Source organism: Clostridium psychrophilum (genome assembly GCF_018861705.1).
GTDB classification, from domain to species: Bacteria; Bacillota; Clostridia; order Clostridiales; family Clostridiaceae; genus Clostridium_AD; species Clostridium_AD psychrophilum.
The window spans coordinates 65645-87721 of sequence record NZ_JAHLEC010000002.1 but is presented as its reverse complement, the minus strand read 5'-3'; the positions used below and the strand labels follow the sequence as shown (position 1 = coordinate 87721).

Here is a 22077-nt window from a genome sequence, read left to right as displayed (position 1 = left end):
AATGATGAATTTACCATATCAACTAATTTCTTATTTTTTTAAATAATTACTTTTTTGTTTTATGTTAAAAAAATCTATCTTGTAATGCTCTAAGTTGTACAACTAATGATGAACCATCAAGATCAATCATATCGTAAGTAATAACTTCGCCCTTTTTAACATTAACTTTTAAAAGAGTTTTTCTGTTAATAAGTCCTAATGGAACTGCATTTATTTCTTTCGCTATTTTTGCACTTTCAATAGTTCCGTATACTGTATATCCACCAATACCATCTAGAGTTTGTCCAGCTTTTAGATCTATTTTAGCTAATGTAATTACTTCTGAAACTGGTCCACCTATAGGTACTATTGTTGATTGTTGATCAAGAACACATCTTACAGCTGATAATGGAGTTTCAAGACTACATAAATGATATGGTCTGTAGAGTACATAATTAGGTCCTTTACCCATACTTAAATATTCCATTTCTGCTCTTACTGCAGGTAATTTACTTGATACTATTACGAATACTCCTGGTGCTACTCCATTTACAAATTCTACTGTTTTATTCCTAGTTAAAATTCCACCTTCTGATTTTAATCTGAAAAGTTCTGGCAAGTCTTTTACTACTGCTGAAGCACCATGTGATCCTCTAATATCTGGAAGATAACCAGTGGCATTTGACATACAAGTTAATTCTACCATTGTCTTAGTACCATCTTTAAATGATGTTAACATATGAGGACTAACTCCTCTTCTAATTGCTTCTTCCTTAACAGTATCAGGATTACAATCAAAATCTAGTTTATTATTTTTTCCTTTTCCAACTACATTAACGTCAAATCCCATGGAATCAGCGAAATCATATAATTCTTTTACTGCGCCAGGTTCATCTCCTGCTGATCCTGTGTAAACTACTCCAGCATTATCTGCAAGTTTTTTTAATATGGGTCCTATGCAAACGTCAGTTTCAACATTAAGCATAACAATATGTTTTTTATTATTAATAGCATCTATAGCTACTTTTGCTCCTACTTCTGGAACTCCTGTAGCATCTATAGCAACATCAACCAAATTACATTTTGAAGCAATCTCAGAATCTTGAGTAACAATAAATTTACCTTGTTCCATGTACTTATTAGCCTCAGCAACTGAATTTGCTACTGCTATGTTGTCTTCACTAACTCCAGCGCTTAAATATGCATCTTTTGCACTTTCAAGATTAATATCTACAACAGCAGATGGAGTTACACCTTTCATCAACATAATTTGGCTAACCATACCTTTACCCATTTGTCCTGCTCCAACAACACTGATATTAATTCTCTTACCCTTTTCCTCTAATTCTCTTAATTTATAATTTAATCCCAACATAACTCAACATCTCCTATTTTATTATTTTTATTGACTTCTAAGATTATACCTATGAATCAAGTGTGTACGTTTTCTTATATTGAACAAAAATACTATTAGTATAATTTGATTTGTAACTTGTTGTTGATTACTTTTACGTTTGTTCAATTACAATACTTTTGTTCAATTTAATAGTAACCATTTAGATTGACTTTGTCAATGCATTTAAATAATATATTTGCAATATTTAGAATTATTAAATAGAATTATTTTTATTTCAGTTATTCTATGGTATATTAATAGAGTACAAGTAATCGTTTCTATATAGCGAAACTTCTTTACTTCTATATCTTTCATTGTTAGAATATATAATCATAAGATATTTTTACTATCTTATGATTTTCAAAATATGACATATCAAAATTTTAATCCGTGTTTATATAAATAGTTTTAATATGTAATATAGTTATTAGATGTACTTACAAGTCTGTTGTTAGTTTAAATAAAAAGATTAAATAAATCATGAGGTGAAAGTTATGAAAAACAAGCAAAAATTAATCAATAATCTGACCCAAATAATAGACAAATATAGTACAAATGAAAAAGTAAAAAATTGTATACAAGAATTATATGTACAAAAGAAAATGCCAGTTAGAACTGTCTTGTTGATCTTTAACAAGGAAAAGTTTTTTGATAGTTTATTAGAAATAGAACTAGGTATATGGTGTATGGGATTATATAAAGCAACAAAAGATGCTCTAATAGATTTAGAAAAGTACTATACAAACGATGAAATACTAGGACTAATTAATTATATTAATAAAAATGATTTTGCAATTGAAACTAATGAAATAATACTGCACAATATTGAGGGAAAAATAATAAAAGGTAAAACATATTATTTTTGTCCATTTATAAGCTTTTATGACATTTATAAATTTAGTACAAATTCCTTAATTACTTACAATTCTGAAATACAGATGAACGTCAACCGTACAAAGTTTAAGAATAAAAATATAAAGCAGGAAAATGTGAATTATGAATCCATAGATGATATATCTAAATTGGTTGAGATAGATGAACTCCCCCCCAGTATGATTACTTTAAATATAAGAAAATCAAAATTTAATTCTGATAATATTATTTACAACCAGATAACTAAAAATCTAGAAATAAAACTTTCTTTTATAAAAGATGCTTACGCAGATAATATTGATGGATACCACAGAATGCTAGGAATAGTAAATGGTGTTGTTACTGCTAATGCAAAAAATATAAAACTTGAGGGTGGCTTAATGCTACTTGTTACAAATTATACAGAAAAAGAAACTCAGAATTATATCAATATACAAAAAAAGCAAAAGTATATTAACAACCATAAAACTAATGGTTGTATTAAAGATGATACTATAAACATTTTATATGATGGTTTTTAAATTAAAAATATTAAACACATAAAAAAACGCGGGTTAACAAACTGATACCAGTTTGCTAACTCGCGCTTTTAATTCATAAAATATTTATTGTTTAGCCGACTTATAAGACTTACCTAATGCTGCTTCTGTAGTAGCGATTATAAACCAAAAATAGGTTGTTACTTTAGGCAGAAACAATAAATTGTCAGATAAATTCATAAGTAAGAAAACAATCATACTTGCCATTATACCAGTATAAAATGGTATATAAAACTTATCTTTAGTTGTACTATACAGTTTCTTAATTCTAAATAAAACCGTTATTATAATTCCGATGAAAGAGGCTATTCCTAATATGCCTAACTCACTTTCTAATTTTAAATATGAATTATGATTTGGATAGTTCCTGTATCCATAATATTTTAATTCACTATACTTGGTTATATATTCATTATATCTAGTGACAAAATTTCCATTACCAACACCTAAAATTGGATGATCCTTTATCATATATAATGCTGTTTTCCAAAGTTTAATTCTTAATTCATTTTGATGTAAATCAAATGTACCTAAAATTCTTTGAGAAACAGACGGTATGAAGGAAAGTAATATAGCAAGACCTCCTAAAGCGAAAATCCACTTAATACTATAAATTAGAGTAAGCACTAATAATCCTATTCCAAGACCTAGTATTGCATTCCTAGAAAAAGTCATTACCATATTAATAATTACTAACATTGATAATAATATATACATTATTTTTTTAGTCTTATTCTTTTCATAAATGCTTAACATAATCAATGGGAAAATTATTAAGATTAAATATGCACCAAAAGCATTTGGGTTTGCAAATGTTGATGTTATCCTTGTAATTACTCCACTAGTATATGCTCTTCTAAATGTTTCATTCAATGCAAAGCCTGTGAAATACTGCAAAATTCCAATACAACACAAAATAAAGGAAACAGATATATAACATTTTAATAAAGTTTTTATTTGTTTTTTGCTATTAAACTCATATTTTATAACAAAATACAAAAACACATAAGTTATAAATCTTGCACTTTCACTTAATGCTAATCCTTTATTTTTCGCATAAATAGTAGATAAAAGCATTATGCCAAGTAATAGCGTAATAAATATACTTAATTTATCCGTAAAAAAGTCTATGATACCATCTTTAAAATTTTCTATACTGATTTTTGAAACTAATAAATTTATAACATATAGAAAAACTATTAATGCCAAAATAAAATCAGTAACTGCTACCCCCTTAAATACAACTTCTTGTGGAATTAAAGGTAATAACATGATATAAGCACATATTAATAAAAATGAAATTTTTCCATAAAAATTCATTTCCCCCCACCTCTTTTTCAATACAAAATCGTTCTAATGATTTTATGTTTATTTTAAAAATTGAATAGTAATCCGATAAACTTAATTACTATTCAATCTTATTTAATTACTATTTAATTCTATTGAACTACTCTTTTGTATTCTTTACATTCTTTCTATTCTTAATCATTAAAAAGCTCTCTTTTACATCTTCATTAAAGAAAATATATTCCAAAATCGCCATACTAATTATAAAAATAAACGCTTTAATTAGTGATGGTACAGGAATTATTCTAATAAGCTCATAGCAGATAACATATACTATAAAATGAAATATCTCATTTTTGTGTATTTTAAGTCCGGTAAAATCTTTTGAGGAATATACATACCATACAAATAAGGTAATGTCAGTACAATATGCAATTAACACAGCTTGTTTTAATACATATGATACAAATACGTTTAACACAAATGCTAATGCTACCATCTTACAAGCAACAATTAGATACTCTCTGCCTCGCATACCCACTTTGTAAAGATTTGCATATAAAACACTTGTTAAAGTAATAAATGGTATACCTATTATTAATATTCCTAGTACTTCCAATGATGGTACATATCCTGGTAGGAAGTTTTTCACGATGAATTCCAACACAAAATAACCACCAGGTGCAAAACTGCATATTAATATGATATATTTTTTAACCTTTGAGACAACCGTATCGTCTCCCTTATTTCTTGCAAGATAAGGGTAAAATAGAACCGTGACTGAGTTTATTAATACTAAAAACAAACTTAACATTGATACCGCAAAAGAATAATATGCGAAATCATTAACTGTAAACTTTATTTTAACAAACCATCTATCCAATGTAACAAATAGAAGACTTACAGCGTTCGCTATCATTATAGTAAAACCCATACTTGTTATAGATTTTATTTCTGAGCGTTCTATTTTTTCTGATTTTTTTGTTGAAAAAATAATCAAAGCTCCACTAACTAGCGCTATAAGTAAATTCCCAATAACTTGAATCTTCATATATAAAACTGGTGATCTTATAAGTAATATAACTACAAGAATAGATGCTAGATTTACTATATTCTGTGCTATTCTTACTACTACATATTTGTTAAATTCACCTGTAGCTCTATATAATAACGAAATAAATAACACAATCTGCCATGGCATTATATAATATACAAAGTAAGTAAACGCTATATCTTTAATAAAAAATGAGACAATAAATAGTACTACTACTACAACTGTTACTATTTTTAACATAACATAAAAATAGCCCTTTATTTTCTCTTTTTTTATATCATCTATATCTTTACCACCAAGTATTAAATACATTCCATCTGAGAATCCAAAATGCATCATCCCTGCATATGAGATATATAAAGTAAATGTTTTTAGATAAGCATAAGATTGTATATCAAAGACCTTTGGTATTACAAGTCCGCTAAGTATACCAATCAATATGCCAAAACATTCTACAAGTATTACTCTTAATGATTTTTTTATATTCATATAATTTCCTCTAATTTCATTTAATTTAATATCCACTAATCTAATCTTGTTTAATCCAATCTCAACTTAACATTAATTCATCTCCTGGGTCGCTGTAACATCTCTTATAGAGATGCATCATCTCCTTTATGGAGCTGCAACGACTTCAGAAGGATATTTAAACTCCACTAAAGTTTTATTTTGCTAGGGTAGTTATTCTCCCACTTATAGAAGTAGGAGACTTTCCTTCTGAAATGTCGTTAAAATTTGAAATTCATAATATGTTTGCCAAGTGCATGGCTTTCAGCTTCTGCCTCAAACACTCTATAATAATCTTTAATATCATAAATAGGTGTTGCATCTAAAACAAGTTTTGATATATCTGCTCTAAAATCTGGTTTTTTAAGAAGCTTTGCTGCAAACTCAAAATCTTTTACGTTGCTTCTTGTAACTCCATAAAGCTCTAAACCTTTTTCAAGTATCTTACGTGTATTTATCTTTACAGGATTTTCAGATACACCTGCAAGAACTAATTTAGACCCTGGAAGTATACTGCTAATAATCTCGTCAATTCCACCTTCAGCTGCCACTCCACCTATACATTCAAATGCAACATTAATTTTACTTTCCTTAATAATTGGATCATTTGAAAGATAAGTTTGTACACCTTCATATTTATCTAATTTCTCTTTGCTATGTCCTATAACTATAATAGGGCCCTTATGTACCTGTTTAAGTACACAGTATAATATATATCCAAGAATGCCATCACCCCAAATACCTATAACATCATTGTCCTTTAATATTGTTCTACGAATTTGTGAACTTGCTACCGATATAAGCTCAGAAAAAACCGCAATATTAGAATCAATGTCATTTACTATTTTTACAAGATTACGAGCTGGATATGATATATAATCCTTTGAAAATCCATTATAACTACTCGATGCAAATAACGCTTTAGGGGAGTAATTTTCACCAAGCCTTGGATTTTTCGATAAAGCAATATCAAACTCATCTTGTTTATCTTTATCTATCATAATATTAGGAACTAATGCAACTTTATCTCCCTTTTTAAAAGAATTAGTAGGGTCATTAACAACAATACCTATAGCCTCATGTATAAGATTTATAGGATATTTTAAGTTTAATGTCCGTGCGTCACGACTTCCAAGGTAATACCTTAAATCAGCTTTACAAACAGCGGCTGTTTCTATTCTCACCACAGCTTCCCCAGTATTTACTTCAAAATCACCTATATAAATTTCAAATCTCCTGGACTGGACTATTTTAAATCCTCTCGTAAACATTATATAGTCTCCAATTTACTCATTTTTATTATAGATTTTAGCAGAAGTAAATCTTCGAGTGTAGTGATTTTAATGTTTAGTTTATCTCCATTTACTAAGTGAACTTTTTGACCACAATTCAATATTAACCTACAGTCATCAGTAGAATCTTGAAGTTCTGAATTGGCTACATTTTTATGCGCATTATATATGGTTGAGTATACAAAACTTTGAGGAGTTTGACCTATATATAACTCTTTTCTAACAGGGATAGATGATATAGTTTTGTCATCCAAACTTTTAATTATAGTATCAGATGCTTTTATAACAGTATCTACAGCGCCGTATTCCTTTGCTCCTTCAATATTGTCAGATATTATTCTATGAGAAATTAGTGGTCTTGCAGCCTCATGAATAACTACAATGTCATCTGGAGATACATCTTTCTCAATTGCTTTTAGGCCACTTAGAACTGATTCCTGTCTTGTTGCTCCACCGTCTACTATCCATTTTATTTTATTTAGTTCGAACTTTCTAGTCCATATTTTTATGTCCTCATGCCATTCTTTAAGGCAAACCACTGCTATTGCATCTATTTGCTCATGTATATCAAATGCCTCAATTGTATGCACAACTATTGGTTTACCATATATATCAATAAACTGCTTGGGTTGATCAACCATTCCCATTCTAGTACCTTTTCCACCAGCAAGTATTATAGCTATATTCATTAATATCTACCTCCTATTTTTTATCTGCAAGATTTAATATTAAATTCCACACTCTTTTGCAACTATCTCCATCCAAGTAATGATAAAAGTTCTTTTGTGCAGCTTTTCTAATTTCCATAAATTTGTCATCTTCCAAAGAGACATCTTTTACATAATTTATTAAATCATCGATGCCCTTTAGTTTAGGCCCAGGAGTATCTATTTCTTTTTTAAAATCTATAGCAAGACCTCGCTCTTTATCATACTGAACTACATCGTATGGTAAAAAACAAATTGGTCTATTTAATACTAAATAATCCACGTAAATCGAGCTATAATCTGTAAGTACCATATCAGACACCGCGAGTACGCTTTGAGTAGACATTTCTTCATTAAAATCTATTGTTACAATGTTCTTCATATTAGCGAATATTTTATCATCAAGTAACCTCTCTAAGTAGTGAGGGCGATAAATCATTTTCCAGTTATTTTCTCCCATAAACTTATCGAACTTCATCCAGTCCTTTTCAGTAATTGGGAATTCTTTATCTATTTTATACCCTCTCCAAGTTGGACAAAATAATAAAATCTTTTTACCTAATGTGTTATATTTTGAATCAAATTTGTTTCTACATGCACTAATATATTCTTTATCAAACAACATGTCATTCCTTGGTAATCCTAATGGCATATAATTTGGAAGAGCACATTTATCAAGTTCCTCTGACCTTAAGAAATAAGTGCTATCTCTTTCTGAGAGTGTTACAACATTTTTTATTTTAGTTCTAATACCCTTATAGATATCCATAGTTACTTTAGTGTTAAGTTCATTATTCCCTGGAGTGCTTTTAGTTCCATATCCATGGCTCATGAAAACACCATCTTTGGCTTTCCAAAATACGCTTGTTGTATAATCTGAAACAACAACAGAATAATTCTTTAACATCTGACTTCCTCTTATAATAGTATGTAGAAGTTTGTTATATTTATAAAAACTGCTGTATTCTACTACAATATCAGTTCTATCATCTTTTAAATTTTTTTCATAATAATTATATAATGCTTTTATGTTGTCTTCAGTCTGAGATGTCAATAAAATTCTCTTTTTCAAAGTTATCCTCCCCTTATTAATTACCAGCTACTATGCTTTTATGACTTTCGTAGCTACACTTTATACTTTTATAACGTTATAAATCTTACGTTAATTAAAAATCTCTAACTTCTCCATACTTATAGTAATGCTCTGCCACTGATGCAAAACCAAGGCAAAACCAAACAATATATGCAGCTTGGAAATTTAAAAGTATAAATGACTGTAACAAGCTTACAACTACTGCTACCACAATAGGAAGAATGCAACATATACGCAATGCTATTGGAATATCATCAAATTTCTTTAATATATAAAAGCAAGCTGAAAATAAAGCTGCTAGGTATAATATTAATCCTCCAAGTCCCCATCCCATCCAAGTTTCAAGAATAAAGTTATGTGCAGGACGTGGTGATGGTTTTTCAACAAGTATTTGTTTTCCAGTTGATTTTTGCGTTACTGGAACTACTTCCTTATAGGCTACAGCAAATGTACCAGCTCCAAGTATTGGATCTTTTTTTATTGCAGTCCATGCCTTTGCCCAGAATAACCCACGAATTTTATCACTGGCCTCACCATTTGCTTGGACTTCATCTCCATCATCAATATCAGCTGGTGGTTGCTTGAGTCCAGGAATCCTACTTACAATAGGAGAAAATGATCTGTATACATTACTACGTGATCTCATAAAGTTTACTGACGCAGAAAGTATAGTAACCAAAACACATGCTAACATAAATAATATGATTTTCTTCCATGAATACCAACTAAGTCCGAATACTAATAGAAACGAAGCTACAAGAACGCCTCCCATAACTACCCATCCCATTCGTCCTCCTGAAAGGAATGCAAAAACCATACTTATTCCCATATTTACATATGCTACAGGCGTTATCCATGAAGGTAATCTTTTAGCCTTACTTTCTTTTATTGCCCATACTGTAAAGGTCATAAACATGATACAAACATACATATATATATTTATATTGTCTAAAAATTTAAGTTTTCTAATATCTGAAAATCTAAGACAATCCACTAATTCCATTAAATTTAATGCAGTATAAATAAATAGTATCCCACATAATAAAGAATTTATTTTAGGTTTATATTCGTCCATCAAGAAAAATACTATTGAACCAAGTATTAATGATCTTATTGGCCATGTTATAGCTGCAAAGGATAGATGTAACATAAAACGTGCTCCAAAAAGTATAATGAAATATATACCAAATGCAAACAATGCCCAAAATACCTTTTTTGAAAATTCGGGAAAAGCATACTCATGTTTAAGTAATCCACGATAAATAAACATATGTACAAACAAAACTATAGCAATTATTTCTGATAATGCAATGTTTACAGATGACACTGGAAACAGTACTACAGTACCAATTATTAATAAACAGATAACCTCGACAACCCAAAACTTTTTGTGAAAAGCTAAATTAAAATTCATCCTATGTTCTCCTTTGTTGCTTTAAAATTATGTTCTCTATTCTACATACAAACTCTTTTCTATTATACTTAGCTAAACATTCATAATAATTTTTCTTAGCATATTTAGTATAATTTTGATTACATTTCTTTATAGCTTCACATATTGAATTCGGATCTTTTTTAATGCATAAAGCTCCATTTTCATCATCCTTAAATATATCTATTATTCCACCTTGATTGGTAGTAATAATAGCTAGTCCATTTCCCATTGCTTCTAATATAGAAATAGGTTGACCTTCATTTGGATAATATGTTGGCAAGCAGAACACATGATTATTTTTAAGTAGAGTTGCCTTCTTGTCACCCTTAACAAGTCCATGATAAGTAACGCTATCTCCAAGTTCTTTAATCATTAAATTAACTGTATCAACTATTTCCTGCTCTATCCCACCAGCTAAGTTTAGGTGGAATTTATAATTTTCTTTTTTAAGTTCTATGCAAGCTTTTAATAAATCCAAAATACCTTTACTAAGCATTAAGTTGCTTAGATATAATATCTGTAATTCTTCTATATTTTCATTACTAGTTAATTTCTTATTAAAATCTTCTTCATTTAACATATATTCGTCCTGAACACCATTCTCGCAAACAAAAACTTTGCTTTTGCCTAATATCCCATCAAACATTTTAGTCAATGAATTCCCTAGAACTATAATCCCCGTGCTCTTATTAAAATATGACCTTAATCTTTCTTGTTTTCTTGCATCTACTGAGTCATACATAATCCGAACAAATCCACCATGAAAATGAAGAAAACATTTAATTTTTTTGAATTTAGCAACATTTATAAATGGAGTATACTTTAGAAACCCCAAATAACTTTGCGCAGCTGTAACATATACTATATCAAATTTTTCAAATAATATTTTATAACAACCAATAATTATAGGTCTAATACTATTCATAACTTTTTTTAAACTAAACTTACCTTGCGCTGCAAGGCTTGTAAAAGTTTTTTCTGCATTGCTATCTATAAATTCAACTTCATGCCCATTTTCTTTTAAACCAGCTAAAAGCATTTGATTAGATACAGACATACCTGTTATAGGGTCTGGAAATGGTCCAATCATTAAAATTTTCATTTTCTTTCCCTGAGTATTCATTACTTTCTCCATATAAACTTGTTAATTATACTTGTATATCCTTGAATAATATTAACAACCTTTATCGCAACGTTAATATCTGTATAATCATGAGCTTTAACAGTTTTTTCTCCTAATGATTTTTGAGTAGTAATTATTTCAATAGCTTGAGTTATACTATCTGCTGTAATTCCACCAAGTATTATTGAACCTTTATCTATTGCTTCTGGCCTTTCTGTACTTGTTCTTATTGAAACTCCTGCAAATTCCATAATATTTGATTCTTCAGCAAGAGATCCACTATCTGATAATACACAGAAAGAATCTTTTTGAAGTTTATTATAATCATAAAAACCAAATGGTTTTAATTGTCTTATATTTTTATGAAATTTTATCCCTTTTTCTTCTATCTTTTTCCAGCTTCTTGGATGAGTTGAATAGATAACTGGCATATCATAAGTCTCAGCTATAGTGTTTAGAGCATCAGTTATGCTTTTAAAGTTTTCATCATTATCTATATTTTCTTCTCTATGAGCACTAACTAAAATATACTTGTTCTTAACAAGCCCTAATTTCGTTAGTACGTCACTTTCATCAATTTTACCTATATATTTGTGGAAAACTTCTGGTAGTGGTGATCCAGTAACAAAAGTATATTCCTTTCTCATTCCTTCTGATAACAAATATCTTCTTGCATGTTCTGTATATGCCATATTGACATCACTAGTTACATCTACTATCTTCCTGTTTATTTCCTCAGGTACATTTTGATCAAAACATCTATTTCCTGCTTCCATATGGAATACTGGTATTTTTAATCTTTTAGCAGCAATAACGCTTAAACAACTATTTGTATCTCCAAGTATAAGAAGTGCATCTGGTTTTTCCTTAACTAACATCTTATAACTTTCAGATATTATGTTTCCCATAGTTTCACCAAGATTTTCTCCTACAACTCCTAAGAAATAATTTGGTGCTCTAAGTTCTAGTTCTTTAAAAAACACATCATTAAGTGTGTAATCCCAATTTTGTCCTGTATGTACAAGAATATTATCAAAATACTTGTCGCAAGCTTTTATAACTTCAGATAGTCTTATTATCTCAGGTCTTGTTCCTAGTATTGTCATTACCTTAAGTTTTTTCATATATTTATACCTCCAAATAAAATGTGTCTGGTTTTTCTGGATCAAAGCATTCATTAACCCACATTATAGTTACTAAATCGTTCTCACCAATATTTACGATAGAATGAGTGTAACCTGTAGGAATATCTACTACTTCCATTTTTTCTCCACTAACTTTATATTCAATTATTTTATCTGTCCCTATATTTCTAAATCTAATAAGGCCCTCACCGCTAACTACTACAAATTTTTCATTTTTAGTATGATGCCAATGATTTCCTTTTGTAATACCAGGTTTGGAAACATTTACGGAAACTTGTCCACTTGCAACAGTTCTAATAAATTCAGTAAACGATCCTCTATTGTCTTTGTTCATTTTTAAATCATATGAAAACTTATCTTGTGGTAAAAAACTTAAGTAAGTACTATAAAGCTTTTTAGTAAGTTCATTTCCCATATTTGGTATACTTAAATCGGATCTGCTCTTTTTAAAACTTCTTATAGTCTCTGCAAGATCTCCCAATTTAATATTATGTACAACAGGCACACAGCAATACTTGCCGTTTTTAGTTTCACTACCTTTTATTGCACGAGAAAACTCATCTAATACATCATCTATGTAACAAAGCTCTAACTCGACATCTGGATTTGATATCTGTATATCTAAGTCATTTGCAATATTATAGCAAAATGTTGCTACTACAGTATTATAATTAGGTCTACTCCACTTACCAAAAAGATTCGCGAATCTATAGACTAATACCTTAGCTCCTGTTTCTTTATTATAATCAAATAATAAATCTTCTCCTGCCTTTTTACTAATGCCATAAGGATTATCTTTTTTTGCCTGTATGGATGATGTTATTAGTACAGGTGCTTTATTATTATTTTTTTTAAGAAGTCCAAGTAGCTCTGATGTAAATCCAAAATTACCTTTCATAAATTCACTATCATCCTTTGGGCGATTAACACCGGCAAGATGAAAAACAAACTCACATTCTTTAGTATACTTTTCTAAAAGTGACTTATCAGAATTTATATCATATTGAAATATATCTGTATAACCTTTATTTTGAAGTTGTGCTATAAGATTTTTTCCTACGAATCCTTTTGCTCCCGTAACAAGTATCTTCATTTTTTTCCTCACATTTCAATTATTTTATTAAAGTTATTCTTTATAATATTTTTGTTTCACTTTTATATTTATTAACACCTTTATAATATTTAATGAAGTTAGTATAACATTGTAATACTAACTCCATTCATATATTAACTTATTACTTTCCATTTTTATCTTTATTCTTTAAATTTATTTATTTCATATTTTTTAATTCTTCTTGAACATAATCAAGTTCAAGTAATTTAGCTTTAATTTGTTCTACATTTAAAATGTTAGTATTTTTAGAATTATATTCTTCTTCTTTAGAAAGTTTAGGATTGCCTTCACTGAAATATTTATCGTAGTTTAAATCTCTTTTATCTGCTGGAACCCTGAAAAATCCTCCCATGTCCTCTGCAACTACATATTCCTCTTTAGTAAGAAGTGTTTCATAAACCTTTTCTCCGTGACGTGTACCTATTATTTTAACTTCTTTCTTAGAACCAAACAATTCACTTACTGCTTGCGCTAAATCTCGTATTGTTGATGATGCGGATTTTTGCACCATTATGTCTCCCGCTTTACCATTTTTAAACGCAAATATTACAAGTTCTACAGCTTCTGTAAGACTCATAAGGAATCTAGTCATATTAGGGTCTGTTACAGTTAAACTTTCGCCATTTTTTATCTGATCTATAAATAGTGGAATTACTGATCCACGTGATGCCATAACATTTCCGTATCTAGTACCACAAATAAGTGTTTTATCTGGTGATACTGTTTTAGATTTAGCTACAAATACTTTTTCCATCATAGCTTTTGAAATTCCCATAGCATTTATTGGATATGCTGCCTTGTCTGTTGATAGGCATATTACTTTTTTAACTCCATATTCAATTGCTGCTGTAAGTACATTATCTGCTCCTAATACATTAGTTTTTACAGCCTCTAGAGGGAAAAATTCACAAGATGGAACCTGTTTTAATGCAGCTGCGTGGAATATGTAATCTACGCCATGCATAGCATTTTTTACTGAAGATATATCACGTACATCACCAATATAGAATTTAATTTTATCATTTTTATATAACTTTCTCATATCATCTTGTTTTTTTTCATCTCTTGAGAATATACGGATCTCTGCTATATCTGTATCTAAAAATCTTCTAAGTACAGCGTTTCCAAAAGAACCTGTTCCTCCTGTAATCATTAATGTTTTACCTTTAAACATATGTATCTCCTCCGATATTAAATTATTATCTATTTGTATTTACCAACTTGCTTTTCTGGTTTTTTAACATGATATTATATAGTTGTTAACATGTTATTATGTATTTGTCATCAAGTTATTATATATCAAAATGCTCATCAATGTCATCTTTCAAAGTATTTATCAATTTTGTTTAACAATTCTTGCTTATTAAAATTATCATCATAATAACTTCTTGCGTTTATTCCAAGCTCAGTTAATCTCTCTGGTGACTCATTAGATAATTCAATTATCATATCAGCAAGTATCTTTTCATCACCTGCTGGGCTACAAAGGCCTGAATCTGATTCTTTAATTATTTTATCTGTCTCACCATTAGCTGAAGCAATAATAGGCAAACCACAAGCCATGTATGATTGAAGTTTTGCAGGGATTGTCATTGAAAACAGTGGACCACCTGTTAAGCATACAAATGCCGCATCGCTTGCTGCCATAAAATTTGGTATTCGAATTGGACTTTGTTTATCAATGAAATTAAACATATCACTTAGGTTACTTTCATTTACAAGCTTAATAAACGATTCTTTATATCTACCATCACCAATAATATTAAATCTAATCTTTTTACTATGTTCATTTTCTTTAATGATTGTTGCCGCTTTCGGCAATATATCTAAGCCCTGCGCATTACCGATATTGCCTGCGAAAGTTATGTTAAAGAAATCATCATTTGGAATTTCTTCAATATTTGTTTTTTCTAAATGCTTATAAAAATCTTCTGCATATTGTGGCCAGTATTCTATTTTTTCTATTGGCACGCCACGAGTATTAATTGATTTTACAAAACTATTTGATGTAGTAAAAATCTTTGTGCATCCTTTATATATGTAATCAACCATTTTGCCTATAGCACCTATAATGCGTTTATTGGTTATACCCGTAATTATTTCAACATTCTCAGGCCAAAGGTCCTGAACATACAAATAGCATGGTATATTTTCTTTTTTTGCATACCATACTCCAGGCAAGGCTTGTGTCATTGGTGATACTTCAAATATAAATACATAGTCTGCTTTTATTTTAGTAATCATTTTCCAAAAAAATCCAGATACAACAAAAGAAAAATAGTTTAAGGCAAGCATTATAGAATTTTTTCCTCTGGGCACAAGTGGTATTCTGATTACTTCAATACCATTATACATTTCTTTTCTCTTCTTAAACAGTCCATACCCATTATAATATTTACCCTTTGGGTAATTAGGTATTCCAGTTATTACTGTTACTTTATATCCTCGCTTAACCCATTCGCTGCAAATATCATTTATACGAAATTGTTCAGGGTAGAAATATTGTGCTATAACTAAAATATGCTTTTTCAACTCAATATCCACTCCTTTTATTTCTATATAAGTTTTCCTATAAATTTAAACTGATTCTGTTACTTCTATTGATTGTTTAAGATCTCTAACTCTATAATTTTCTTTATATGTGGACATGCTCTGATCATAAACTAAATCTCCAAATACCTTACCATATGTAGCTACCTTTGGTCCAACAAGTTTTAATATTGGATTGAATGCTTTAGTTAATTTAACTCTCTTTCCATGAGCCTCTGCAATCAACTTCACCATTTCTGAGGTTTTAACATATTCACTATTTTGTGGGAAAAACATTCCACTCTCTTCATTGGATATCAAAAGTTTTATAAAATTACACAAATTATCTATATGAAGCATGCTTCTCCTATTATCAATGTCAGGAAACATAGGCAATTTCTGAGCGAGCTTTGCAAGTCTTGGATAATTTCCTTTAGATCCCTTTCCATAAATCATAGGTGGTCTAAGAATAACAATTTTAAAATTATCACTCTCTAAAAGTTTAATTCCTTCTTCTGCCTGAAGCTTACTGTTTCCATAAAAATTACTTGGATTAGGTTTTGTGTTTATGTCTATAACCTTTTTTTCGTTTATGTTACTACTATCACCATAAACAATTATACTACTCATAAAAATAAACTGTGCTACTCCTGCTTTTTTGGCTTTAGTAGCAGCCTCTATAGTAAGATCGCGATTCACTTTATAATACATGTCTTCCATCTTAGGATCTGATGAAACGTGTGCTATGCCTGCAACATGAAATACAACATCATACTTTGTAAAATCTTTTTCTTTCCATAGATTATCCCTCATATTTACTGTATCTACCGAGTATTCATCAGGGAATTTTTCTAACCATTTTTCAAGTGATGTGCCTATATAACTATTAGCTCCTGTAATAAGTATTTTTTTCAATTTGATATCGTCTCCTTCTTAGCAGAAACATCTTTGTAGCTCTAGCCTACTAGTATTCTGGAAAACCACACATCTAAAAAATAGCCTCTGTCATCTTAGATTTCCTTTTTTTTATGTCCATCATCTAGAATTCCTTCTGCTTTAATTACTTTAAATACCGTTAAAAATAATATTTTTATATTAAGCACAAACGATTTATTCTTTAAATAATAAACGTCATATTCTGTTTTTTCAGAATCATCATTAGCATCTCTACCATTAATTTGAGCCCATCCAGTAACTCCTGGAGTTAATTTATGAACTCCAGCTTTTGTTCTCATATCTTTAAGTGCATATTGATTGTATAAAGCAGGTCTTGGTCCCACAAAAGTCATATCTCCTTTTAGAGTATTGATTAATTGTGCGAGCTCATCAAGACTAGACTTTCTTAAAATCTTTCCACTGAGCGTTACGTAACTTTCTGAATTATCAAGTTTATCAGTTGCTACATTAGGAGTTCCAACCTTCATTGTCCTAAATTTATAGAGTTTAAATAACTCATTATCTTTTCCTATTCTCATCTGGGTAAAAAATACTGGTCCTTTTGAATTCAACTTTATTATTATCCCTATAATTAAGAATAATGGTGATAATAAGACTAATATACATAAACTTATTATAAAATCTAAAAATCTCACCATATCATCCCTCCTAATCTTTTATTACTTCTCCTCAGAACTAACATCCTTTTGTATTGGATTCTTATTGTATGTTGGCACTATATCTTCTATTTTTTCATATAATAATTTCAGATCATTTTTCTTAATAATTACCTTAAGATCTTCCATCTTCTCTTTCATTACACTTAAATCACTAAATGTTGGTTTTCCTATAAAAATCTTCGCATGTTTAGTGTTAATAAGTCCTTCTTCACTCATTAGTAGTTCTTCATAAAGCTTTTCACCTGGTCTTAACCCAATAACTTCTATTTTAATGTCTACGTTTGGTTCAAACCCTGAAAGTTTTATTAAATCCCAAGCTAAATCATAAATCTTAACTGGTTTACCCATATCAAGTACGAATATTTCTCCACCTTGGGCATATGCTCCTGCTTGCAATACTAATTGTGCTGCTTCAGGTATAGTCATAAAGAACCTAGTTATATATTTATTAGTAAGTGTAACTGGACCACCATGAGCTATTTGATCCTTGAATAATGGTATTACAGATCCATTACTTCCAAGTACATTACCAAATCTTACTGCTACAAAACGTGTTTTACTTACTTTATCAATAGATTGTATGATCATTTCACACATTCTCTTAGTAGCTCCCATAACATTTGTTGGATTTACTGCTTTATCTGTAGATATCATAACAAATCTCTCAGCCTTATACTTATTTGCACAACTTGCTACATTAAAAGTACCAAATACATTGTTTTTTATAGCTTCCATAGGACTTTCTTCCATTAGTGGAACATGTTTATGTGCTGCTGCATGGAAAACTATATCTGGTGAAAACTTTTCAAATACATTATCAAGTCTTTGTTTATCTCTAACTGATCCTATTAACACTTGTAAATCTAATTTTGGATATTTGTACTTAAGTTCAATTTGTAGATTATAAGCGTTATTTTCATATATGTCAAAAATTATTAATTGCTTTGGTTCAAATTTTATAATTTGACGACACAATTCTGAACCGATAGAACCACCACCACCTGTTACTAATACTACTTTACCGTTAATATAGTTTGCTATACCTTCCGTATCAAGTACCACTGGTTTACGTCCTAATAAATCTTCAATTTCAACTTTCCTAATTTGGCTTAATGAAACTTTTCCATTAAGTATTTCATACATACCTGGGATAATTTCTATCTTGCAGGGCGTCATTTTACATATTTCTAATATTTGTTTTTTATCTTCATCTTCTATAGTTGGTATAGCTATAAGTATTGTTTCTATTCCTTTTTCTCTTACAATCGCTGGTATATCTTGTCTACCCCCAAGAATTTTTACTCCCATTATATTGTTGCCTTTTTTGTATTCTTCATCATCAATTACAGCAACTGGCATATATTTACTTTGATTGCTAAGTTTCATTTCTTTTATTACCATAGCTGCAGCTGCACCAGCACCAACTATCATTACTCGTTTTTTATCACTTTTATCAGAATTATTTATTATACTTTCGAATCTACCGTAAATTCTAAACGACATTCTAAAACCAAGTATAAATAGAATACTAAATGCACACGCTATTATGCTTACGCCAAAGGCAAACCCACGCCCAATAATTCTAACAAATATAATAGTTGCTACGTTCGCAGTAAGGCACGCACCAATAGCCAGCATAAACTCATCTATACTCGCATATCCCCAAAGACTATCATATAGTTTGAACAGATAAAAACAAGCTATGTATATTACTGTTACAATTAATGCGGTCTCCTTATAACTAGTCGAATAGAACATAAAATCTCTGTAATTATATCTAAAAAAGAAACCTAATATATATGCCAAGTTAATCAGTGCCGCATCGCAAAGAATTAATAATGGTTTTTTCCATTGTCCAAAAGCTTTCATATTATCCACCTCTTATTAAAATTGTGAAACCATGATAAATATAAATTAATATGTAAAAAATAGTTTTCACCGTACAAGTTAGTATACCATAATACCTTCAAATATGTGTTAATCTTTTATGAAACTTATATCTTCATATTATAATATTACTTTTTTTGCTATTTGATAAGTTCTGGTGCGTGACTTGTAATACGAGTTTGAGAAGAGAAATTTCATTTCCTATTACAAGTCACTTCCTATGAATTACATACAAATATGTCGTTTATAGATTCGTAGAGTATTGTACCCCTACATGTTTTATCTTAGCTCAATTACACTTGTGCTGCTTTTAGTGTTTTAAGTTTTTTAATGCCTCATTGCTTGAAAATATAATATCTTTTTTAGATTTTATATAATCTTGACATCGTTTGAAAATTTCAATAAGTTTATCGTAATTCCCATTTAACTGAGATTCATATAGAGCATCCCTATATTCTTTATTGTATTTCTCATCAATAGCTATTAAATCAATATTGTTTTCTAGACATTGTTTGAGTAAAAGAAACCTCCCTATTCTACCATTGCCATCTTGGAATGGATGGATTTTTTCAAAATTACTATGGAAATAAGATAATTCATACAAATTAATAGTTGAAGCTTTTTTAGTATTATAAAGATCAATAAGTCCTAACAATAAAGGTTCAACTTCATGTGGCTGGGCTAATTTTATTTCGTCTAAACCACTAAGCATATTAGGAATTCTTTTAAATCTACCTGAAAACCCCTTTTTATCATCAGAAGTACCATTTTTTAGTAATTTATGATATTCTCTAATTAACTGTAAAGATAATGGCTCGTCTAATGTTTCAATTATAAAATCAAAAACATCTAAAGAATTTCTAGTTTCAATAACATCATCTAAGGTATGGATACCAGAAACTATATTTTTGTCTGCTAACTGATTTAATGCGTCTCTATTAAAAGTACTGCCCTCTAATTTATTAGAATGAAACAAAAATTCAATTCTTAAAGCGTAATAAAAAGAGTTTGGTACTTCTTTTAAACCAAGTAATAACGTTCTAGTTAACTTCATAATAATTCACCTATCTTTCTTATTATTTATTAAAATAACCTCTATTTTCAATTTTTTTTCGTTTCTATTGTAAATTACTTTCTATATAATACATACAAACACAGATAGTTTATGTTTTCATAAAGTATTGTGAATTTAGTAATAGAAAAAATTCTCTAAAAGAGATGGATCATCTCCTTTATGGAGCTGCAACGACTTCAGAAGGAGATTTAAACTACCACCGAAGTTTTCTTTTTGCTAGGATAGTTATCCTCCCACTTATAAAAGTAGGAGACTTTCCTTCTAAAATATCATTAATACCTTTTACCTTTTGGTTTTACTTTGCCTTCCCTTTGGAATGTAAGTAGGGCATTTAGTTCTCCCCCTAGTAATATTATTATGGAGGTTATATATAGCCACACCATAATCACTATTACTCCTCCTATGCTTCCATATATACCAGAGTAGTTATTATAATTATTTACGTAATATGCAAATCCTAACGAGGATACCAACCATCCTAAGGTACTTAATATAGCTCCAGGTAATACCTCTCTCCAAGTTAATTTTCTACAAGGAGTCAAATGATATATTGCTGCAAATGTAAGTCCCATTCCAATTAACGTTACCAAGTATCTTATAATATCCCAGTTCAATATAAAATTGCTTGGTAAATCAAATTGTGATGCAATAGTTCTACCTAACATTTGTCCAAATACTACTAATGCTACTGAAACAATGATTGCAGTCGCAAGTCCTGCCATAAATAATATAGATATTAAAATTATTTTCCAATAAGGCCTTGTTTCTTCCTCATCATATGCTTTGTTTAATCCCTTTATTATAGATGTGAAACCACTAGACCCAGAGAGTATTGTACCTATTATGCTTATTGATAATAAATGTCCAGCTTTTGCTTTGGACACACTAGAAATTATTGCATAAATCAAATCAAAGGCACTTTTGGGCATTACTTGGTGTAGATATACTAGCACATCTGTATTTTTTAAGTCACTATACCCAAGCAGGGTAAGAAGTAATAATAAAAAAGGGAAAAATGATAATAACAAATAGTAAGCAAGCTGAGCTGCCAAAGCAGTAATATCATCATCCATAACTCTTGAAACATATTGTTTCACATAATTTAGCATATGAATTTTCCCCTTTCTCTAGTTGCATTGAGATGCCAGCTTAAGTAACTCGCGAAGACTTTGTGTATATGGTGTTCTAATAATAAATTATTTAATAATAAATTATTTAATAATAAATTATTTAATAATAAATTATTTAATAATAGACTATTTAAAAACAAACTCTATAGTTATTACATGAGAAAATATTCTGTAGACTCATTATATACTTTTTTTTACTTTTCTACCTACTTTCATTTATAGAGTTTTTTTTAATATCGAATTTATACTAACACTATAATAGAAGGCTTAATTCATATCTCCTTATATTTAAGTAC

General features: G+C 29.5%; 18 protein-coding genes. 1 reads left to right on the top strand and 17 read right to left on the bottom strand.

Features of this window, described 5'->3' with window-relative positions; genetic code table 11:
• Positions 1-64: 64 nt before the first annotated feature.
• Positions 65-1354, bottom strand: coding sequence for an NAD(P)H-dependent oxidoreductase (locus KPL38_RS01280; RefSeq protein WP_216285843.1), 1290 nt, complete (start codon positions 1352-1354; stop codon positions 65-67).
• A gap of 515 nt (positions 1355-1869) precedes the next feature.
• Here KPL38_RS01280 and KPL38_RS01275 point away from each other — a divergent pair.
• Positions 1870-2769 (top strand): hypothetical protein, encoded by a 900-nt coding sequence (locus KPL38_RS01275; RefSeq protein WP_216285841.1) that lies wholly within the window; start codon positions 1870-1872, stop codon positions 2767-2769.
• Between the two features lie 84 nt (positions 2770-2853).
• On the opposite strand, the gene KPL38_RS01270 is transcribed toward KPL38_RS01275, so the two are convergent.
• The 16 genes from KPL38_RS01270 to KPL38_RS01195 form a co-directional block, all read right to left on the bottom strand.
• The gene (locus KPL38_RS01270; protein WP_216285838.1) at positions 2854-4107 is read right to left on the bottom strand and encodes an O-antigen ligase family protein; all 1254 of its coding nucleotides are present in this window, start codon (positions 4105-4107) and stop codon (positions 2854-2856) included.
• Between the two features lie 127 nt (positions 4108-4234).
• Positions 4235-5617, bottom strand: coding sequence for an oligosaccharide flippase family protein (locus KPL38_RS01265; protein WP_216285837.1), 1383 nt, complete (start codon positions 5615-5617; stop codon positions 4235-4237).
• Positions 5618-5856: 239 nt separating this feature from the next.
• Positions 5857-6906 (bottom strand): alcohol dehydrogenase catalytic domain-containing protein, encoded by a 1050-nt coding sequence (locus KPL38_RS01260; protein WP_216285816.1) that lies wholly within the window; start codon positions 6904-6906, stop codon positions 5857-5859.
• The gene (gene ispD / locus KPL38_RS01255) at positions 6906-7616 is read right to left on the bottom strand and encodes a 2-C-methyl-D-erythritol 4-phosphate cytidylyltransferase (protein ID WP_216285814.1); all 711 of its coding nucleotides are present in this window, start codon (positions 7614-7616) and stop codon (positions 6906-6908) included. The genes KPL38_RS01260 and ispD overlap by 1 nt, the downstream gene beginning before the upstream one ends.
• A 13-nt stretch (positions 7617-7629) precedes the next feature.
• Complete coding sequence (locus KPL38_RS01250; RefSeq protein WP_216285812.1) at positions 7630-8706, bottom strand: CDP-glycerol glycerophosphotransferase family protein; 1077 nt, start codon at positions 8704-8706, stop codon at positions 7630-7632.
• 94 nt (positions 8707-8800) lie between these two features.
• Positions 8801-10141 carry an O-antigen ligase family protein gene (locus KPL38_RS01245; RefSeq protein ID WP_216285810.1) on the bottom strand — a complete coding sequence of 447 codons (1341 nt, stop codon included), beginning with the start codon at positions 10139-10141 and terminating at the stop codon, positions 8801-8803.
• 1 nt (position 10142) lies between these two features.
• Positions 10143-11285, bottom strand: a complete 1143-nt coding sequence (locus KPL38_RS01240) for a glycosyltransferase family 4 protein (RefSeq protein WP_246577755.1) — start codon at positions 11283-11285, stop codon at positions 10143-10145.
• Positions 11285-12409, bottom strand: a complete 1125-nt coding sequence (gene wecB / locus KPL38_RS01235; RefSeq protein WP_216285808.1) for a non-hydrolyzing UDP-N-acetylglucosamine 2-epimerase — start codon at positions 12407-12409, stop codon at positions 11285-11287. The genes KPL38_RS01240 and wecB overlap by 1 nt, the downstream gene beginning before the upstream one ends.
• A gap of 4 nt (positions 12410-12413) precedes the next feature.
• Entirely contained in the window at positions 12414-13523 is a 1110-nt protein-coding gene (locus KPL38_RS01230) for a capsular polysaccharide biosynthesis protein CapF (protein WP_216285806.1), read from the bottom strand.
• Positions 13524-13701: 178 nt separating this feature from the next.
• On the bottom strand, positions 13702-14718 hold the full coding sequence (locus KPL38_RS01225) for a polysaccharide biosynthesis protein (protein WP_216285804.1): 1017 nt from the start codon (positions 14716-14718) through the stop codon (positions 13702-13704).
• Between the two features lie 143 nt (positions 14719-14861).
• Positions 14862-16076 (bottom strand): glycosyltransferase family 4 protein, encoded by a 1215-nt coding sequence (locus tag KPL38_RS01220; protein ID WP_216285801.1) that lies wholly within the window; start codon positions 16074-16076, stop codon positions 14862-14864.
• Between the two features lie 45 nt (positions 16077-16121).
• The gene (locus KPL38_RS01215; protein ID WP_216285799.1) at positions 16122-16988 is read right to left on the bottom strand and encodes an NAD-dependent epimerase/dehydratase family protein; all 867 of its coding nucleotides are present in this window, start codon (positions 16986-16988) and stop codon (positions 16122-16124) included.
• A gap of 95 nt (positions 16989-17083) precedes the next feature.
• Positions 17084-17668: a sugar transferase gene (locus KPL38_RS01210; RefSeq protein ID WP_216285797.1), complete on the bottom strand. Its 585-nt coding sequence runs from the start codon at positions 17666-17668 to the stop codon at positions 17084-17086.
• 21 nt (positions 17669-17689) lie between these two features.
• Entirely contained in the window at positions 17690-19558 is a 1869-nt protein-coding gene (locus tag KPL38_RS01205; RefSeq protein WP_216285781.1) for a polysaccharide biosynthesis protein, read from the bottom strand.
• Between the two features lie 328 nt (positions 19559-19886).
• Positions 19887-20630 (bottom strand): Fic family protein, encoded by a 744-nt coding sequence (locus KPL38_RS01200; protein ID WP_246577754.1) that lies wholly within the window; start codon positions 20628-20630, stop codon positions 19887-19889.
• A gap of 293 nt (positions 20631-20923) precedes the next feature.
• Positions 20924-21760: a YihY/virulence factor BrkB family protein gene (locus KPL38_RS01195; RefSeq protein WP_216285779.1), complete on the bottom strand. Its 837-nt coding sequence runs from the start codon at positions 21758-21760 to the stop codon at positions 20924-20926.
• Between the last annotated feature and the right edge of the window lie 317 nt (positions 21761-22077).

Bases quoted from the DNA above. Each gene is read 5' to 3' on its own strand.
- KPL38_RS01240 (WP_246577755.1), bottom strand. From the start codon at position 11,285: ATGAATACTCAGGGAAAGAAAATGAAAATTTTAATGATTGGACCATTT.
- ispD (WP_216285814.1), bottom strand. From the start codon at position 7,616: ATGAATATAGCTATAATACTTGCTGGTGGAAAAGGTACTAGAATGGGA.
- KPL38_RS01195 (WP_216285779.1), bottom strand. From the start codon at position 21,760: ATGCTAAATTATGTGAAACAATATGTTTCAAGAGTTATGGATGATGAT.
- KPL38_RS01205 (WP_216285781.1), bottom strand. From the start codon at position 19,558: ATGAAAGCTTTTGGACAATGGAAAAAACCATTATTAATTCTTTGCGAT.
- KPL38_RS01230 (WP_216285806.1), bottom strand. From the start codon at position 13,523: ATGAAGATACTTGTTACGGGAGCAAAAGGATTCGTAGGAAAAAATCTT.
- KPL38_RS01210 (WP_216285797.1), bottom strand. From the start codon at position 17,668: ATGGTGAGATTTTTAGATTTTATAATAAGTTTATGTATATTAGTCTTA.
- KPL38_RS01280 (WP_216285843.1), bottom strand. From the start codon at position 1,354: ATGTTGGGATTAAATTATAAATTAAGAGAATTAGAGGAAAAGGGTAAG.
- KPL38_RS01245 (WP_216285810.1), bottom strand. From the start codon at position 10,141: ATGAATTTTAATTTAGCTTTTCACAAAAAGTTTTGGGTTGTCGAGGTT.
- KPL38_RS01200 (WP_246577754.1), bottom strand. From the start codon at position 20,630: ATGAAGTTAACTAGAACGTTATTACTTGGTTTAAAAGAAGTACCAAAC.
- KPL38_RS01260 (WP_216285816.1), bottom strand. From the start codon at position 6,906: ATGTTTACGAGAGGATTTAAAATAGTCCAGTCCAGGAGATTTGAAATT.
- KPL38_RS01270 (WP_216285838.1), bottom strand. From the start codon at position 4,107: ATGAATTTTTATGGAAAAATTTCATTTTTATTAATATGTGCTTATATC.
- KPL38_RS01225 (WP_216285804.1), bottom strand. From the start codon at position 14,718: ATGTTTAAAGGTAAAACATTAATGATTACAGGAGGAACAGGTTCTTTT.
- KPL38_RS01265 (WP_216285837.1), bottom strand. From the start codon at position 5,617: ATGAATATAAAAAAATCATTAAGAGTAATACTTGTAGAATGTTTTGGC.
- wecB (WP_216285808.1), bottom strand. From the start codon at position 12,409: ATGAAAAAACTTAAGGTAATGACAATACTAGGAACAAGACCTGAGATA.
- KPL38_RS01275 (WP_216285841.1), top strand. From the start codon at position 1,870: ATGAAAAACAAGCAAAAATTAATCAATAATCTGACCCAAATAATAGAC.